Genomic DNA, 14,575 nt, shown 5'->3' with positions numbered 1-14,575 from the left:
ATTAAGTTGGCGTATCCGAGTTTCTCCTGAGTGAGCCAATACCACTAGTGTTGATACTCAAAATTTATTAAGACTATGCTGCAAGATCCTCAAGCTATACGCTGCTATCAAAAACTTACTGACTCCCTAGTCGATTTGTGGAATCGAGGTTATAGCTTCGACGAATTGCGGCTATATATCGATGGCTATCTTTCTGCCCTAAAACACACAAATACCCTTGAATCCTACATAATCTACCGTTTAGAAGAAGATGCCACTCGTTATCTTCGCGATCCATCCAACTTTGAGATGGTACCAATGCCGCAGCCAGAAACCGACTACTTTTAAACCTTAAACACAGATAACCCACATCAATCAGATCAAGTCCCTTGGATTACTCTTTCTATCCGATAGCAGGTAATAGGGCATTACCCATTACCCATTACCAAAAAGCGAGAGGCTATTCTCTTTAGTGATTAACTGGACTTGATATCAGTGGGTTTTCTGAGCAATCTGGTTTTCCCAAATACCGATTAAATTCTGAACCCTCTCATCCCAACCATATTGGGAAACACACTCCCTACCGTTGCGACCCATTTCCTGTCGCAACGCTGGGTTCTCAATTAATATTTTGAGCTTGTCGGAGAAATCTTCCTGATTCTGGGGAGTGAACAAAAAGCCATTCAATCCGTCTTGGATATTCTCCACTACCCCACCTGCTTCAGGAGCGAGCACAGGAATTCCAGCAGCGAAGGCTTCTAATATAGTTAGCCCTCTAGTCTCCTTCTCAGATGCTGTGATATGAATATCACTGTTGACCAACAAAGCTGGAACATTTTCCGGTGGGACTCTACCGAGGAAGTAACTATTTGGTGTTAACTTGCTTAACCTGGTAGCAATCTCATCCCGCATCGGACCATCACCAACAATGATCAGTGCGATTTGGTCACTGTTGACCTCTTGTACAACTCGTAAAAAGGCATTTAGGGTAAATTCCCACCCCTTATCTGGAGTTAACCTACCTAAAAAAACTAACTTAACTTTACTGTCAACCCCTCTAAGGTCATAGTTTTTCTCAAAAAACTGTTCCTCTTGTAAATCCGCAGAGAATTTACTAGCATCAAAGCCAAGTAAATTGGCATAAGTGGTGTTTTTAATGCCTAGATCGATAATTTTTTTATGGGTAATCCGACTAGACACTAGGGTGACATCATAAGAATTATAAACTGAAAGCAATATGGTTTTAAAAATAAATTTAATTCCAGCGACGACCACAGACGGTAGAGAAAAGTAATCTTCGGCATAGTCGAGAAAATTAGTCCTAAAAAAACTCACACAGGGAATACCAGCCTTTTTGGCAAAAGCGACCCCAGGCACTCTAAAAAAGCCAAAAAACAGTCTTTCTGGTTCATCAACATGAATAATATCGGGCTGGAATTTTTTTAACTCCTGGAGGAGGATTGAATAGGAACTCCTGCGCACCTGACGCTCAAAATCTAAGTCCATGAATGGGGTACTTGGTAAATTTATGACTCTCACCCCAGGCAGGATTTGACCAGTATAATCTCGCCAATTGGGATAGACATCTTCTAACGCACTGTAGTCAGGACAAAATAACAACACCTGGTGTCCCCACTGACTCAGTCGTTGTAGCCTAGATAATCCACTAACTGTTACGCCATCAATGACAGGCAAGAATCCAGAGGTGATAATAGCAATTTTCATAGGTGAATAGAATTATCCCACTCAAAGCGTGTTTACTCTGTAGGGGCAAAGCATTGAGGATGGATCAATTTTTGCATAAATCCTCAGCAGAACAAATCAGGCAAATATAATAACGTTTCATAGCAAATCCGGGTTAATTACCCCCTTTTTAAGCAAAAAGCATGAGGAGCTTTAGGAGCTTCAGGAGCTTCAGGAGAACAGGAGAAAGAATGCTGGAATCATAACGGGGGTTTTTGAAGCGGATTTGCTATCAAACACTACTGGAACTAGTTAAACCTAAGTTAGGGTGAATAGCATCCGGCAGTTCCTTTTCCACTCGCCGTATAGGTGGATATCGATAAGCGATAAAGCTTGCCAGGATGTTCAGCAATCCCATCAACAGCAACAGCAAGCCCATCCCACGCCCTGGACCAACTCCAATGATATGCCCAATACTACCTGCTAACAATCCATCGGTAGCCATCATCGGTTCTAAAACATGATCGACTAACGGTCCGGTTAGCATGTGGGCAAGGATCAATAACGAGTTTTCGATTGCCAGTTGTAAGGCGAAGACCCGTCCTTGCAGATTAGCTGGGACTTTGTTCTGCCAGATAGTCTGATTACAGCTAACGATAATAGGTTGAGCAAATAAGACACCAAAAGCCCCAAGAGCAGCCAAGCTCACAGAAGCGCGGCACCCACCTAAAAGTAAGAACAAGCCTTGCAGGATTACAAAGCTAAAAATACCGTATATCCTGGGCTTGGGTCCTCCCCAGGTAGTCATGACCAAGCTACCAATCAGCATCCCACAACCGCCAATAGATAAAATGACCCCAAGTTCAGCACTGGAGGCAAAACTTAACACCAGTGGCCAGAACAACACCTGAAGAATACCCATACTGAAGTAGACCACGGCAAAGAACATCAGCAACCCTCGTAGTCCTTGGCGTTTGGCAATGTAACGCCAGCCTGATACTAGATCTTGGCGCAGTTGAGAGAAGTGGGCTTGCTTTTGATGAGTGTGATGGGTAGACTGGAGATGGGGAATCTGAACCCTTAGCAATGTTGCTAGGGCAAAGATGAATGTGATGAAGTCTATTAATAGAATTCCCTGCAAGTGGATGGTCTCCAGCAGCACACCCGCCAAGGTCGGTCCAAGAATCTTGGCAGTTGCCCTAGAGGCTTGCATCATGCCATTAGCACGGCTAAGATGTTCTTGAGGCATCAGCTGAGTCGTAGCTGCTGTATAGGCTGGCAACTGGAAAGCCTTAAACGTTGAACTGATTGCTACGACTAGGTAAATGTGCCAGATCTCTAACCTGCCCGAGAACACCAGAGCCATAACCACCAGTGTGCTAACCCCTGCCACGGAGTCGCTGAGAATCATCGCCCAGCGTCTATTCCACCGGTCTACGAATGTACCAGCTATGGGTGAGATAATAATATTGGGTAGGTGAATAAATAAAGAAATTAGGGCAAATTGGGTGATTGAACCAGTGGTCTGGTAAGCCCAAACACCCAAAGCAAATTCGGTAAGATTAGACCCCAGAAGGGATACTAGTTGTCCCAACCAGATCAGAAAGAAAATCTGCATTTATTGTGTCTTTTTCTACTTTACTCGTCGTTATACTCCGCCATCGGCGGGATTATTGTACCTTTTATACATGAATGACTGAACCCCTTGCCAGTTCCCGCTCAGCTTACACCTTGATGGGTAAAACAGTCTAGCTCGGGGAAAAAGACTGTTGTGGGTGGGCTTACTTATATATCTAGTATGCTGGCAAGTTTTATTTTATGGGAATTCCCACAAGCCAAAACCCCGTGTTTTTAAACCACCGGATGTAGGCTCGCACCGACTTTAGTCGCCTAGTTGACAATACTTGCGCGCTAGAGTATTAGTGAGATATGGGTACAGGCTGAAAAACCGAGGCGCAACCGGGAGAGAGACCCGCCACTGCTTGACCTTAAAGTAGTAATGCCCGGAGGGTAGGGAAAATCCTCCTTTCTTGATGCAGTCGCTCATGGGGGAAACCCCCAAGACCGCGCTGCATCGCTAAAAACCCAATCGTCAATTAACAGTTGGCGTGTGAACCCAGCAAGACACAACTTGAGAAAAAAAACGGTACGGCGGGGCACGCCGGAACCAAGTGAAACAGGGAAGCAACGGACTTCATAAGGCACTTCTCAAAAAGTAACTAAACGCCTAAGGAGACTAGCCCGCTGGGTCTTTCGTAAACTGAACTAAAGTCTTGGTTTTGACGGGATTTCGGTTCAGATACTGCCAAGCTTCTGACAGAGTTAGAGACTTGGATACGGAGGTTTAAGGCCGGTCGTAGATCTAGGAATCCCCGTCTCTTTAGAGCGGGGAGTGTCAAGTTTGACGGTACCCTTGATGAGTACTCTTTGTGACATTTTTGCTGAGATTGTGGTGACATGGTCTTGATGCAGTCGCGCTATGGGAGGTACCCCAAGACTGGGCTGGCTTCCCTTTGGCTGCGTTGCATTGCTTTTGACCGACAACTTATTCTGTGGGTGACATGCCGAATCTGCTGATCAGAATAATTCCGTAGTACCTATCTGAGCAGGAAGGAAGACATGAGCTATTGTGGACACCTATCTTGAGAAGCTGGGGGGGCGACGAAATACGCTAAAATCCAGACTCTATAAGCGACCTAGCCCTTAGACCTCGTTGATAATACTTTCGTTTATTAGGATTTAATCTCATTAATTCGGTTACTAATTCTATACAAACATCTTTAAAATTAACCCAGGTTTGACCATATAAACCAACGTAAAAACTACTATGCCTCCGCTCTATTCGACCAGATTCTTTGACACGACCAATATAGTTTTGTATTCCTTGACGTTTAATCTGCTGACCTTGAAATGTTGCCGAAGTGTAAGCTATAGCTATCAATAAAACTATAGAAATAAAGCGTTCACCTTCAAGCTTGGTGTCCTCTAAATTATAACCACCTGTTTTAAAATCTCTAAACATCTCCTCGATATCAAATCTTTTTTTATAAGCTGAAACTGCCGACTTTAAGTTAGATAAATTGGTCAGTAAAAACCATCCTTCTTTCGGGGATGTACCTTTGAGTTTACGTTGCCATTTACAAGCTACATTAAACTTGAAAAATCCCCTAGTCTTGGTCACTTTAACTCCTTGGATAAATAAAGACACTCCAGGTACTAAACCTAAATCATTGAGTTCAACCCAATTATCTTTTTTATATTCAACAAATTCATTCTTTTTTAAGCGTAAACAAAAAAATACACCCAAGTCTTGTAAGTATTTTGCTAATTTAACTGAGCAAAATTCTCGGTCTCCTAATAGGCAGATTTTATAGTTTTCAAAAATTGGTATAACCTTTGATAATACACTTTTTTGTTCTGTTAAATTACTACTCCCTAACTTTGGCAACAAAGTAAAATAGATTGGAAACCCTCTTTTATCCCAAATTAAGCTAACCATGACTAAATTAATGTGACCCCAATTTGTTCTATCAATTGCTAGATAAATTAACGTTTCCGAGTTGAAGTATGTTTTTAATAATTCTTCAACTATTGGAAACCAAACTTCTTCAATTGTTAAGTTTGGTAAAGATAGAAATCTTTGGATTCTTTTTCTTCTACTTTCAAATTTAATCGGTAAAGGGAGAGCATTGGCTAACTTTTCTACACTAACTTTTTTAATTGAATGTAAGAGATTAACGAAAATTTTTAAAAAAATATATTCGGCTAGAGTAAATTTACTTTTTAGGTGGTTTTGGTATAATGTGGATAACATTGTCAACAGGTAGGTTTTGTTGCAAATAGAAGACCTACCTTTTTTTTACCATAAAATTGTACAACCTTTACATAGCAATCATTTGAGCCTGTTTCGTCACCCCGTCAGCTTGAGAAGCTCAGAAGGGAGAGCTGACTGCTGAATCATTACCAACTAGTTAAGCTTAGTGGTAAGAAAAGACCAGTTACCCTGGTTATTAAGAAGAGTTTCAACAGTTAGGATTAAAATTGATGTGATTTCCATTCACTATTATATACTTGATTGGCAAATAAAACAAGTATCCTAAACGGTAGTTTTAAATCAATTGAGATATTGAGATATTGAAGATGCTTAACTATATCTAGTTCCTTATCTAGTTCCTTATCTAGTTCCGTTTTGGATTGTTTGAGGTCACTAGTTTAATTTTTTTTTACCGTTTATCCCTGACACTCAAGCGTCAAGCGTCAACCGTCAACCTATTAAATTGATTTAAACCTATCGGTTATGAAATATACCTCGGTTTGACCCCCCAAAGTATCCCAAAAATCACTGCTAGTATTTGGAATCATAATGATTGACTTTAATTTCGATCAGAGGAGGTTGAGCTAAAGGACACCATTGGATTCACAAGACATGCTTTGATTGGACGCGATCGCATATTGTAAAACTAATCAACGTTAAACCAGTAACTATAAATAGTTTCATAGTATGATCAGTCGTCATCGTTTTATTCATCCTTACTGATCAACATATTGCTGGTCATCGGGATTTTCTCGCTCCTCCAGAATATCCGTTCCCTTAGCTTGACCTACGGTCAATCGCGTAGCGTGGCCCACGGTCTCTCCTTCCTCATCACTGAAAATTTTGCCAAAATGGCAACCAATTACTAATATGTATAAGTCAATATTGTATAGATGCAGGTTTATTTACTCTTAAGTTCACTGCCATATAAATCCATGTCGAAATGATTAGATTCGGAAGAGGATTAACCTAAAATTCAGGGTAAATAATATCGCCAGAGTCTTCTTGATTTTTATAATTTTCATGAATTTTAAATTAAGATTGCTTAAAATTGCTTTAATTAACTAAATTTAAATCAGGGTGCTTTACTACACTATAAGTAAGTCAGTAATATCTATGCCGAGATAACTACTTATAATTAGTGATCTTACTTACTAATGTGCATTTAAATCAATATAGTTAACGAAAATACCTATGGTATTCAACGCAAATCAACTATCTGAAATAACTATTAAACTAACAGCTACCCTGACAGCAGAACCCTTAAATCAATCTCTTAACTTATGGATGGAAGATATAAATATTCCATCCAAAATAAACTTATCAAAATCTTATCAACATGTTGAAAAAATATTTGATAAGTCTAGTCTACTATCTACTCAAAAAAATGGGAGTCCTGTCATCTGCTCTAGTTTTGAAGACTGGATCAAGTCTCCTGCCAATCAGCCATTATCACCAAATCACTCTAACCTAGGATTAGCTACCAATTTTGATATTCTTAAAGCCGAAGCCTTGCTAGTTAATCATAACGATTACCACTTACCAAATAAGTTAGTAATTGTTCATGAAAATGAACAAGAAACCAATGAATTATATCAAGAAATATTTGAAGAAAAGACCTACATTAAACATGGCATAACTATCCATGATGGCGATTGTATTTTTGATATAGGGGCAAACATCGGTATGTTCACCCTGTTTGCTCAGCAAATCTGTAAAAATGCCAGACTATTCTCCTTTGAAACCTTACCAGACGTTTTTGAATTGTTGCAGATCAATGCATCACTGTATGGCTCAAATGCCAAAGTGTTCAATTTTGGACTTTCCAAGCACTCAAAGAGTATATCTAGTATGATTCATCAACATAACATTGAAAAAATTGATTTACTCAAAATTAATGCTGATCAACCTCAGCTAGATATCCTGGCTGGCATCAAGGAGAAGGATTGGGAAAAAATTCAGCAAATTGTCATGGAGGTTGATCAGATTACAGCAGGGATAAAACTAAAGCAGATCACAAACTTACTCCAACGGAAAGGCTACCAGTTAGTGATTGATCAAGAAGTATTGCTGGCAGATACAGGGGTTTACCGTATCTACGCCAGCCGTAACTATCAGCTAAATCAATTCTCTTAGTATCCAACAGCAATTAAAATCCCTGTTGTTCTACCAACACACTGATTACTCAGCTTACTCAGCACCCTTCACACTGAGGCACTCAGCCTTCCTGATAAGTAAGTGGATCGTCCAATCCCAACTCAGCAAAGGCAGCCAATCGCAACCGACAAGCATCACAAACACCACAAGCTAGATCGTTCCCTGTGTAGCATGACCAGGTTTTTTCCCAAGGCACACCGAGCTGATTGCCTAATTGGATAATTTCGGTTTTTTTCAGGTCAATCAGAGGAGTGACAATTTTAATTCCATTGCCCTCCCTACCTTGTTTCGTTCCCAAATCAAAAGCTGTCTGCATTGCTTGGATATAATCCGGACGGCAATCTGGATAGCCAGAATAATCTAAGGCATTGACACCCACATAGACTCCCTCAGCACCAATTGCTTCTGCATAGGATAAGCCAAAGCTCAGAAAAATCGTGTTACGGGCTGGAACGTAGGTAATGGGGATTTCTTGAGACATCTGCTCTAGACTACGCTCCTTGGGTAGGTCAAGGTTATCATCGGTTAACGCTGAACCTCCCCACTGCCGTAAGTCAAACCTGACTACCTGATGTTCCTTAACACCTGCTGCACTAGCAATTGCGTAGGCTGATTTGAGTTCTCGTCGATGTCGCTGCTGATAATCAAAGGAAAGGGCATAACACTCATAACCGTCTCCTACTGATTGATACAAAACTGTAGCAGAGTCTAAACCTCCAGATAACAACACAATTACTTTCTTAGACATGATCCAACCAGATATCACAAGTCTCATCAGGATAATGCCTAATCAAACGTTTTGCACTGTTACTACAACTACCAATTAATAATTTCATTGCTCTGTCAACAGACAACCCACAAACTGACACATAGGGTTAGTGTTCCATATTTCGTCAAACCACAATAAGTATAGAACACATGTTTTAAAGGTTCTTTTAGGCTGAATAGGATGGACAAAGCTTTGAAATTCTTCACATTTATAGTTGCTGTGGTACTATCTGGATGGTTTAAGGCGACTTAGATTAAGTAAATCGACTTATTACCAGTGGTGGAGGAGCAAAAAAGAGTGCAGAATCGTACTTATCAAAGACATCGAGATCATCAAGTCCAGCGCAACTTACCGCAGCCAATCAAAATCGGTGTGATTGGCGTTGGCAATATGGGACAACATCATGCCCGAGTTTTGAGTCTTCTCAAAGACGTTGAAATTGTGGGTGTGGCAGACATTAACGTCGAGCGTGGTTTAAATATTGCCAGTAAGTACCGTGTTCGCTTTTTTGAAGATTATCACGATCTTCTTCCCTATGTAGAGGCGGTTTGCATTGCAGTGCCGACCCGTCTACATCATGACGTCGGGATGACTTGTCTACAAGCTGGAGTCCATATTTTAATTGAAAAACCGATTGCCGCTAGTATTGCTGAGGCAGAATCCTTAGTGAATGCTGCAGCAGAGTCCCAATGTATTCTTCAAGTTGGACATATTGAACGTTTTAACCCAGCTTTCCAGGAACTGAGCAAAGTTCTGAAGACAGAACAATTGCTGGCTGTGGAAGCTCATCGCATGAGTCCTTACTCTGACCGAGCCAATGATGTCTCGGTGGTTTTGGATCTCATGATTCATGATATAGATCTATTACTAGAATTGGTAGCCTCACCTGTGACAAGGTTAACCGCTAGTGGCAGCCGTGCTTCTGATTCCGGGTATTTAGATTACGTCACTGCTACCTTGGGGTTTGCCAATGGTATTGTTGGTACTGTCACGGCCAGTAAAGTGACACACCGAAAAATCCGTCGCATCGCTGCCCATTGCAAAAATTCTCTGACGGAAGCTGATTTCCTCAATAATGAGATTCTAATTCATCGGCAAACCACTGCCAATTATATGACCGACTATGGTCAAGTGCTTTACCGACAGGATGGTTTGATTGAGAAGGTTTATACCAGTAATATTGAACCACTCCATGCTGAGTTAGAACACTTTGTCAATTGTGTACGGGGTGGTAATCAACCTTCTGTCGGGGGTGAACAAGCCCTAAAAGCACTGCGATTGGCAAGTTTGATTGAGCAGATGGCTCTTGATGGTCAAGTTTGGCACAACGTAGATAATGGGAATCATAAACTCCATACTTCGGTTATGACAGTTCCCTGTTAAGGGCTTTTTGTTGATAATTTAGGGGTCAGTTGCACTTGTAACTGACCGACATTAGGAGGAGCCTAAGGGGGTAAGGAACAAATTAGCCAAATCCGCTTTGATAAATCCCTTCTAGCCCTGACGACTAAAAGTCGCGGCTATAGGTAGGTTAAGCCTTATCGAAGAGTACAAAGTCTGCCTGGACAGACTGACTTCAACAGGGAGTCTTTAATCCGGATTTGCGATCAACCTTTTCCCCTGTCCTTTTTCCGATTTACTTGAAAAGTGTGATCACTGATGAAGCTACCTGAGTTGACATAACTTCACTGACTTTCTGATTTCCTTGGGGGCTAAGGTGAATGTGGTCACGGTAAAGTATTTCTGGTTTTTCGGTTTTATTGAACACTGGTAAAAAATCTAGATAAGTAATGTTGTGCTCTTGAGTAAAGTCACTCAAGCGTTTACGGGCTTTTAACTCATAGTCACGAGGTCCTTTGGTCCCAATTTCCCGGAGTAGGGGGGTCATCCCTAACACCAACTTGGCTCCAGCAGCATCAGTTAGGGTCTTAATTTCCCCAATGGCCTTGAGATTAAAGCCAACCCGGTCTCCTGGTTCCGCTCTGACTGCTTCCATTTCAGGAATAGCTGGTGCTCTCAGGAGATAGCGACTCCAGATCTCGCCTATGGCTAGGAGGGGTTTTTGGCTGGGATAATTGCGATCGCGTCCGACTTGTACAGAAGTCGGTGCTGTAGCAAACAAGTCATCGGTATTAATCAGTAATACCACTACATGGGCGTTGAAGGTGCCAAAGCGTCGTAGATAGGCTAACTCATTTCGTGGTCCCCAAGAATTAGCAGAAGCATTAAGGACTTCGACTGTTTCAAATGGTTTCTCCTTGGTTAGTCTTGGTAAGACGTCTTTGGTCAGCCATAGTTCTAATTGAGATTGGAGCAGTGCTGATATGGTTTGGTCTTGGTCTGTCCACCAAGCTCCATTCGCAACAGAATCCCCCAGTAGGAACACCCGCAGCATGGATCGCGGTAACCTAGGAGTGGTGCTGGGACTGCGCATGGAATATTCATTAATGACAATGCGGTTGCCAAACCGTCTGGTGCTTTGGTTAGGGGCTAGCAAGTAGCCAATTTCCTCATCTGCCACATAAATCAGGGGATTACCGAAGCCGAGCAGCCATCGTAAACCGACCTCTAGCGCTACCAAGGAACTGACTAGCACTGCCAAGGTTAATAGCAATACTTTCACAAGAAAATCCTATATAATTTATAAATTTTTCCTATAGTTTTGTCTAGGTTTTCAGTAGTGAGATCACTTTAAAAGCCGAGTATAACCGCTCAAAGCTGAGTATACCAAGGTTAATCGGTAAATTTCCCCCTGATCTAGCCCTGGCTATAATCGACTTGTTGGTTAGATCCCTGATAACTCAAACAGGAGCGACAAACTATGTCAGACCTCAATCGTGGCATCATGAAGTTCAAAGGAGCTGATAGCCCCACAGCCGTTGTTATTTCAGCAATTCTGGTTTTGGGCAGTATCAGCGTTCTGATCTGGTGGGCATTGCACAACGCTTACACCATTGGCTAATCTCCGTCGATTTCCTGAAAAAATTGACAATTCCTAAAAGCTGTGCTAACATTTATAAATGTGAGCTAAAAGGGTCGGTGCCCGAGTGGTTAATGGGGGCGGACTGTAAATCCGTTGGCTATGCCTACGCTGGTTCAAATCCAGCCCGGCCCACCACAATGGTTTGGGATATAACCTAAATATACTTTTGATAAGTCAACATAAAATTGGCTGATGTTAACCGTTAACTAATTACCATGACTGGTTTAGCGTCGGTAAATCAAAAGCTGATTAATTGATACCTTGGCGGAGTAAATTTGGCCAAAGTACAATAGGCTAAATCAAACCAATAATCTAAATCCAATCATTTTAATCTAGCCCGTGTGGCTCAGTGGTAGAGCACACCCTTGGTAAGGGTGAGGTCACGAGTTCAATCCTCGTCACGGGCTTTTAAGCATGAATTACCGAGTAGTTAGCAAATTTTACAGTGACTAATTATCGGTCATCAGTGACATATTGCTGTCATAGAGACACATTAAAATTTTAATCAGCCAGGAATCGAGCCATTTTCAATTACCTGGGTTGATTGCGCCTAGCTAGTAGGCGATGGACGAAGTCCCGCTTTCAGCGATCGCGTATTCCAATTGGATTAAAACGTTGTTCAGCCTCTTGCTGAATCACATTTGCCTGACGTTGACGTTCTGCAAGATAGGTATGAACTTGATCTCGATGTCTGAGGTAGTAACCGATAAGTAAGTAGATATCTGGTAGTTTTAGCAGCGATCGTTGCTTGTGGGATAACTTATAGTTATTAATTATGCCGCCGCAACTGTCAGAGACTTTAGCTGTCACAAAGGCAAATACAGCACAATTCCCTTCCATTCTGCTTGCTCACTACAATCGATCAGTAGTAGTAATTCATCAATTGCCTGTCGAATTGGCATTCGATCATTGACGACAAAGATGCCCGCCATCGACTCTCCTGAAACTAGGCGGTTGTAGGCAAAATCTGGCATCGTTGCACGATCATGAGTTAGAAGGATACGTCCGTTAATTGCTGCCCAAGCTAGAATCGCTGGATCATCTACTTCTCGCAAGCCAACATCTTGAACCCGTAGTAGGTCAAGATTGGGTTGACGCAAAAACAGCCCTCGAACAATGTCACCGTTGAAATTCTCATCGCTCAGCAAACTCAGCATAACCGTTTCTACTGATTCTGCTGAGATAGCAAACGGGTACGAATTAAGCTGAGATCAGGTTGGATACTAGACAAACGTTGCTGCACTGATTCAGCTAACTGCTCTCTCTGATTTAAGTATGTTTCTACCGCATCTTGGTGTCGAAGGTAGTAGCCAATTGTATTGTAAACATCGGACAAAGATAGAGTCGAGTATCGATGCACAATAGACTCAGGGGATGCACCATCTTGAAACGCTCGAATAACAGTCTCTAGCAAAACCCTTGAATTTCCAACTCGAATCGCTCCGGTTTCATCTTCTCGCAGAGGCGGTGTCTCACGTTCCAAAACGAGGCTCATAGATTAACTTTCCTAAATCCAGTATAAAACCATCGTAACTTACCTGACTAGCGCAATTGCTCAGTGAACTTAAAAACACTGTCTCAAAATTGGGCGTTGCTGAATATCGAAATGATTTAACTATAAAGGGGAATTTTATGATAATTTAAATAATAAATAAGAAGCCTAATTGATAAATCGAAGATTTTATTGATGCAAAGCGCGAGTGGGGAGAGACTCCCAAGACCTTGCTGCATCGCTTGTTCAAATATAGAGTAGCACAGAGTGCGTGGATGTAGTCTTGCTAAATAGTGTCTCAATCTTGTATCTTCATTTTCTATGAAAGTCATATAAATTTGATTAACCCAAGTTGCTAGTTATCCAGATGCGATTTGACCGTAGGTCACGCTACGGGAACGCACAAGGGTGTTGAGGTTAACTAATGGTAACTAGAATTGAGGACTGACAACTGGTTAAACCTATTACGACAGCAGCGAGTAATTGCTGTGATTCGAGCATCCTCGAAATCCTTAGGAGATCAGATGGCTAAGACTGTAGCCACTGGGGGTATACGGTTAATTGAAATTACCTGGAATAGCGCTGATGCTCCTGAGCTGATTAGTCAGCTCCATAAAGAATTACCCAACTGTATCATTGGTACTGGCACGATATTAAACCAATCTCAGTTACATCAGGCAATTGATGTTGGAGCGCAGTTTATCTTTAGTCCCCATGTGGATACAGCAGTTATTAAAGCAGCGGTAGCTGCTAATGTGCCAGTGGTTCCCGGGGCACTTTCCCCCACAGAAATTGTGACAGCTTGGGATGCTGGTGCTAGCTGTGTTAAGGTGTTTCCGATTCAGGCGGTCGGTGGTGCTAGTTACATCAAAGCCTTACTTGGTCCACTCGGTCACATCCCTTTAATCCCTACTGGTGGTGTTACTATAGACAATGCTCAGGAATTGATTAATATCGGAGCGATCGCTGTGGGTCTTTCTGGGAATTTGTTTCCTCAATCCCTGATTGATGGGGGGAATTGGAATGCGATCGCAAAACGAGCAAAACAGCTAAAGCAACGATTAGCGCCTGATTCTCTGAGTTAAGGCTATGATATGGGTGATTTGTTTGATTGACTTTGATTGACTGCTAAGGTTATATGTTTTTCCACTGGCTAAATCCGTTAAGAAGCTTGTTTGCCAGTTTCCCACTGATGCTAATCGCCTTGGCTGTCTGGACAACACCAGCGTTGACCAATCCTGTGAGTGAGCAAATTGCTACCAGAGTGATGGAACTACAAGATTCAGAAGAACGCTGGATTGAGATAGACCTAACTAATCAAAGGCTGATTGCTTGGGAAGGTAGACAACCGGTTTATGCAATAATTGTCTCTACTGGTAAAGATTCAACACCTACCCATCCTGGTACATTCACGATTCAATCCAAGCGTCGCAAGGACAGAATGCGTGGTGTAGATTACGATCTGGCCAATGTCCCTTATGCCATGTATTACCACCGGGGCTATGCTATCCATGGGGCATACTGGCATCGTAAGTTTGGTACGCCAGTAAGTCATGGCTGTGTGAATGTAGCTGTGGATCATGCTGAGTGGTTATTTGATTGGGCCTCTGTGGGAACACCAATCGTAATTCATCAGGGCGTTGAGGAATTGGCGAATGATGAATGAGATCAAGTCTGTTGAATCATTAGTCACTCTAC

The 14,575-nt window shown here is 41.9% G+C and carries 15 protein-coding genes, 2 tRNA genes and 1 pseudogene; 8 read left to right on the top strand and 10 right to left on the bottom strand.

The window, feature by feature from the left end; all coding sequences use genetic code 11:
- The first annotated feature begins 75 nt into the window (after positions 1-75).
- Entirely contained in the window at positions 76-327 is a 252-nt protein-coding gene (locus tag BJP34_RS30005; RefSeq protein ID WP_070395506.1) for a DUF6761 family protein, read from the top strand.
- Between the two features lie 144 nt (positions 328-471).
- Here BJP34_RS30005 and BJP34_RS30000 read toward each other — a convergent pair whose 3' ends face one another.
- The 4 genes from BJP34_RS30000 to BJP34_RS29990 form a co-directional block, all read right to left on the bottom strand.
- Positions 472-1,704, bottom strand: coding sequence for a glycosyltransferase (locus BJP34_RS30000; RefSeq protein WP_070395505.1), 1,233 nt, complete (start codon positions 1,702-1,704; stop codon positions 472-474).
- A gap of 250 nt (positions 1,705-1,954) precedes the next feature.
- Positions 1,955-3,280 (bottom strand): MFS transporter, encoded by a 1,326-nt coding sequence (locus BJP34_RS29995; protein ID WP_070395504.1) that lies wholly within the window; start codon positions 3,278-3,280, stop codon positions 1,955-1,957.
- 601 nt (positions 3,281-3,881) lie between these two features.
- Complete coding sequence (locus BJP34_RS41310; RefSeq protein ID WP_149031255.1) at positions 3,882-4,121, bottom strand: hypothetical protein; 240 nt, start codon at positions 4,119-4,121, stop codon at positions 3,882-3,884.
- 212 nt (positions 4,122-4,333) lie between these two features.
- The gene (locus tag BJP34_RS29990; RefSeq protein WP_070391951.1) at positions 4,334-5,476 is read right to left on the bottom strand and encodes an IS4 family transposase; all 1,143 of its coding nucleotides are present in this window, start codon (positions 5,474-5,476) and stop codon (positions 4,334-4,336) included.
- Positions 5,477-6,670: 1,194 nt separating this feature from the next.
- On the opposite strand from BJP34_RS29990, the gene BJP34_RS29985 reads away from it, so the two are divergent.
- Complete coding sequence (locus BJP34_RS29985; RefSeq protein ID WP_070395503.1) at positions 6,671-7,612, top strand: FkbM family methyltransferase; 942 nt, start codon at positions 6,671-6,673, stop codon at positions 7,610-7,612.
- 82 nt (positions 7,613-7,694) lie between these two features.
- Here the strand turns inward: BJP34_RS29985 and queC are convergent, their stop codons facing one another.
- Complete coding sequence (gene queC, locus BJP34_RS29980) at positions 7,695-8,381, bottom strand: 7-cyano-7-deazaguanine synthase QueC (protein ID WP_070396949.1); 687 nt, start codon at positions 8,379-8,381, stop codon at positions 7,695-7,697.
- 318 nt (positions 8,382-8,699) lie between these two features.
- On the opposite strand from queC, the gene BJP34_RS29975 reads away from it, so the two are divergent.
- Positions 8,700-9,785, top strand: coding sequence for a Gfo/Idh/MocA family protein (locus BJP34_RS29975; protein WP_149031254.1), 1,086 nt, complete (start codon positions 8,700-8,702; stop codon positions 9,783-9,785).
- Positions 9,786-10,038: 253 nt separating this feature from the next.
- On the opposite strand, the gene BJP34_RS29970 is transcribed toward BJP34_RS29975, so the two are convergent.
- A complete protein-coding gene (locus BJP34_RS29970; protein WP_070395501.1) occupies positions 10,039-11,025 on the bottom strand; it encodes an SGNH/GDSL hydrolase family protein in 987 nt (328 codons plus the stop codon).
- Between the two features lie 198 nt (positions 11,026-11,223).
- Here BJP34_RS29970 and BJP34_RS45840 point away from each other — a divergent pair, with 198 nt between their 5' ends.
- The 3 genes from BJP34_RS45840 to BJP34_RS29960 all read left to right on the top strand — a co-directional run bounded on the left by BJP34_RS45840 (position 11,224) and on the right by BJP34_RS29960 (position 11,792).
- A complete protein-coding gene (locus BJP34_RS45840) occupies positions 11,224-11,364 on the top strand; it encodes a hypothetical protein (protein ID WP_168166531.1) in 141 nt (46 codons plus the stop codon).
- 71 nt (positions 11,365-11,435) lie between these two features.
- Positions 11,436-11,520, top strand: a tRNA-Tyr gene (locus BJP34_RS29965).
- Positions 11,521-11,720: 200 nt separating this feature from the next.
- Positions 11,721-11,792: transfer RNA gene (locus tag BJP34_RS29960), tRNA-Thr, on the top strand.
- A 175-nt stretch (positions 11,793-11,967) separates the two neighbouring features.
- Here the strand turns inward: BJP34_RS29960 and BJP34_RS29955 are convergent.
- The 4 genes and pseudogenes from BJP34_RS29955 to BJP34_RS50590 form a co-directional block, all read right to left on the bottom strand.
- Positions 11,968-12,225 (bottom strand): hypothetical protein, encoded by a 258-nt coding sequence (locus BJP34_RS29955; RefSeq protein ID WP_149031253.1) that lies wholly within the window; start codon positions 12,223-12,225, stop codon positions 11,968-11,970.
- Entirely contained in the window at positions 12,192-12,542 is a 351-nt protein-coding gene (locus tag BJP34_RS29950) for a DUF5615 family PIN-like protein (protein ID WP_070395499.1), read from the bottom strand. Before BJP34_RS29950 ends, BJP34_RS29955 begins: the two co-directional genes overlap by 34 nt.
- 8 nt (positions 12,543-12,550) lie before the next feature.
- Positions 12,551-12,880, bottom strand: coding sequence for a DUF433 domain-containing protein (locus BJP34_RS29945; RefSeq protein WP_070395498.1), 330 nt, complete (start codon positions 12,878-12,880; stop codon positions 12,551-12,553).
- Positions 12,881-12,996: 116 nt separating this feature from the next.
- Positions 12,997-13,224, bottom strand: a pseudogene (locus BJP34_RS50590) (hypothetical protein); the annotation flags it as partial.
- 90 nt (positions 13,225-13,314) lie between these two features.
- Here BJP34_RS50590 and BJP34_RS29940 point away from each other — a divergent pair.
- On the top strand, positions 13,315-13,962 hold the full coding sequence (locus BJP34_RS29940) for a bifunctional 4-hydroxy-2-oxoglutarate aldolase/2-dehydro-3-deoxy-phosphogluconate aldolase (RefSeq protein ID WP_070395497.1): 648 nt from the start codon (positions 13,315-13,317) through the stop codon (positions 13,960-13,962).
- Positions 13,963-14,069: 107 nt separating this feature from the next.
- Complete coding sequence (locus BJP34_RS29935; protein WP_229424094.1) at positions 14,070-14,543, top strand: L,D-transpeptidase; 474 nt, start codon at positions 14,070-14,072, stop codon at positions 14,541-14,543.
- Positions 14,544-14,575 lie beyond the last annotated feature (32 nt).

It is taken from the genome of Moorena producens PAL-8-15-08-1 (genome assembly GCF_001767235.1).
Lineage (GTDB): Bacteria > Cyanobacteriota > Cyanobacteriia > Cyanobacteriales > Coleofasciculaceae > Moorena > Moorena producens_A.
Note: the sequence above shows the minus strand (reverse complement) of the source record. Positions and strands in the feature narration are given on the sequence as shown.

Bases quoted from the DNA above. Each gene is read 5' to 3' on its own strand.
- queC (WP_070396949.1), bottom strand. From the start codon at position 8,381: ATGTCTAAGAAAGTAATTGTGTTGTTATCTGGAGGTTTAGACTCTGCT.
- BJP34_RS29950 (WP_070395499.1), bottom strand. From the start codon at position 12,542: ATGCTGAGTTTGCTGAGCGATGAGAATTTCAACGGTGACATTGTTCGA.
- BJP34_RS29955 (WP_149031253.1), bottom strand. From the start codon at position 12,225: ATGGAAGGGAATTGTGCTGTATTTGCCTTTGTGACAGCTAAAGTCTCT.
- BJP34_RS30005 (WP_070395506.1), top strand. From the start codon at position 76: ATGCTGCAAGATCCTCAAGCTATACGCTGCTATCAAAAACTTACTGAC.
- BJP34_RS45840 (WP_168166531.1), top strand. From the start codon at position 11,224: ATGTCAGACCTCAATCGTGGCATCATGAAGTTCAAAGGAGCTGATAGC.
- BJP34_RS29985 (WP_070395503.1), top strand. From the start codon at position 6,671: ATGGTATTCAACGCAAATCAACTATCTGAAATAACTATTAAACTAACA.
- BJP34_RS29945 (WP_070395498.1), bottom strand. From the start codon at position 12,880: ATGAGCCTCGTTTTGGAACGTGAGACACCGCCTCTGCGAGAAGATGAA.
- BJP34_RS30000 (WP_070395505.1), bottom strand. From the start codon at position 1,704: ATGAAAATTGCTATTATCACCTCTGGATTCTTGCCTGTCATTGATGGC.
- BJP34_RS29995 (WP_070395504.1), bottom strand. From the start codon at position 3,280: ATGCAGATTTTCTTTCTGATCTGGTTGGGACAACTAGTATCCCTTCTG.
- BJP34_RS29935 (WP_229424094.1), top strand. From the start codon at position 14,070: ATGCTAATCGCCTTGGCTGTCTGGACAACACCAGCGTTGACCAATCCT.
- BJP34_RS29990 (WP_070391951.1), bottom strand. From the start codon at position 5,476: ATGTTATCCACATTATACCAAAACCACCTAAAAAGTAAATTTACTCTA.
- BJP34_RS41310 (WP_149031255.1), bottom strand. From the start codon at position 4,121: ATGTCACCACAATCTCAGCAAAAATGTCACAAAGAGTACTCATCAAGG.